The organism is Mycobacterium persicum, from assembly GCF_002086675.1.
Lineage (GTDB): Bacteria > Actinomycetota > Actinomycetes > Mycobacteriales > Mycobacteriaceae > Mycobacterium > Mycobacterium persicum.
The window spans coordinates 1-1807 of the sequence record NZ_MVIF01000218.1 but is presented as its reverse complement, the minus strand read 5'-3'; the positions used below and the strand labels follow the sequence as shown (position 1 = coordinate 1807).

At 60.7% G+C, this 1807-nt stretch carries 1 protein-coding gene and 2 pseudogenes; all 3 read left to right on the top strand.

All coding sequences use genetic code 11. From position 1 onward, the window contains the following. Window positions 1-125 (top strand): annotated as a pseudogene (locus tag BST40_RS29835) (DUF5632 domain-containing protein); the annotation flags it as partial. Between the two features lie 238 nt (window positions 126-363). Continuing rightward, window positions 364-657 (top strand): annotated as a pseudogene (locus BST40_RS32235) (DUF5631 domain-containing protein); the annotation flags it as partial. Window positions 658-947: 290 nt separating this feature from the next. Further along, entirely contained in the window at window positions 948-1388 is a 441-nt protein-coding gene (locus tag BST40_RS33465) for a hypothetical protein (RefSeq protein ID WP_425270714.1), read from the top strand. The last annotated feature ends 419 nt before the right edge of the window (window positions 1389-1807 follow it).

Below are 1807 nucleotides of genomic sequence, written 5' to 3'. Positions count from 1 at the left end.
GGACCACACTACTGGTCACCGATCTCGCCGGAGGCTGGATTCCACCCCATGTCCGGCTGCCCGCCCATGTGACGCTGCTGGAGCCAGCACCACGACGTCACGATGCCAATGTTGAAGACCTCTTAGCATGGTGGCAACCAAGCCCTCGCAGGCGTTGCCCTGGTCAACGGGGCGCTGATGCTGGAACAGGCAGTCAATGCGACCCAAGCACTGTCACCCACCGATCGCGCCGCCGCGTTGGCGCCGGCAGAAGCCTTTACCAACGTTAACGCCGTGGGTAGCTTTGCACCGAGAGACGATCCCGCCTCCAGGCAGCAATAAATGATGCCAATGCGAAGGACGCCCGGATGAAAGCCGTGTGCGGTGGCGGCCGATCTCCCACCCGGCAAGTGGTCGATATTGCTGGTTGGTGGGTGGTGGCCGGCTCGGCAGAATGCTCCCGCGGCCGGGGTCTCGTATTGGGGCCAGGCGGGGCAAGTTAAGCGCCAAGAGGCTAGCGATCTGCAAAACGCACGGACGCAGTTGGCCGTAAACAAGGGCCAAACCGCCGAAGATTTGCTGGAGTGGTATTGGCGGGGTGAGCAGCGTATGACTACTATCGCCCATCAGTGTCAAGTGAAAAGTGAACAAAGCGACAGAGCCGCAGATGCGATCAACAAAGGCCAAGTGAGCCTGGCGCGAACTCTGCCCTACAACGTGGTTCGTCGCTATTCACGCGATACTCCTTCGAAGAAGCCTGAGCATCGACCGTCTCGCCCTTTCGGGGGGCGTCTCGGCACCACAGGGTTCATCGACATCGACGCAGCCAAACAGACACTGGAGTGCATGCCGGCGTCAGCAGGAATAGCCTTACTCAGGTGACGACCCTTCCGCCCACGACAGGCCAATGGACACCGACCCATCCCACGCAGCCGGGAACAGGCACTCGCGTTTGGCAAGCATTGGGCTTGGCCATCGCCATTCTGCTGGGCGCCGCAGCTTTGATCGTGGCGCTAACAGGCCCGACGACTAGCAATCCAACCGCTTCCCCGAAAACGTCCGCCCCGCCGACGTATACCGCTGCTGACATCGCCGCAGCGCACCAGAAATTGTGTGAAGTGTACAAGCTGGCCGCACGTGCGGTCCAGGTAGAAACCAACGGCGCAAGTCCTGCACTCGCAGGGGTAGCCGCCGTGAATGGCGCCTTAATGTTGGAGACCACGATAAATACAGCCCCGGCGCTCGCTTCAGGCGATCGCGCCGCGGCGCTGGCACTTGCCGAGGCATACAGCAACACCACAGCAACGAGTAGCATTGCCAGCGGGCGTGATGATCCGACGTGGCGCGCGGCACTTGATGATGTCAATGCTAAGGATGCCCGCATGAAGGCCCTGTGCGGTGTCAGCTGATCTGCTCCCCGGCAAGCGGTCGGTTTTATCGGCGGGTCCGAATAGCCCTACTGAGGTGACGAGTAATTACCTAGCGTCAGAACAGTGGAGACCACCGTATCCCGCCTACCCAACTCCGCGTTCGCGTACCTTCCCTCTGGTGCTCCTGGCCGCCGCCATACTAGCTTCGCTTGGTGAGGGCGAACTTCGCTTGGTGAGGGCGAAGTTTACGATCAGACCAAGTTGGGGTTCAAGCTGCGGTGAGTGCTGCGTTTGTGAATTGATTCAGGGTTTTGTCAAGCTGCCGCCAGGCTTGGGCAAGATTGCTGTGGCGAGCGAGATCTGTTGGGAGCCTTGGGTCTAAGGGCTCGCGCAGTAATTAGGTAGGTGGTGTCGGGCGTGTCGGGGTGTGGTGGGCGGTGAGTGTGTAGTTCCAGTCG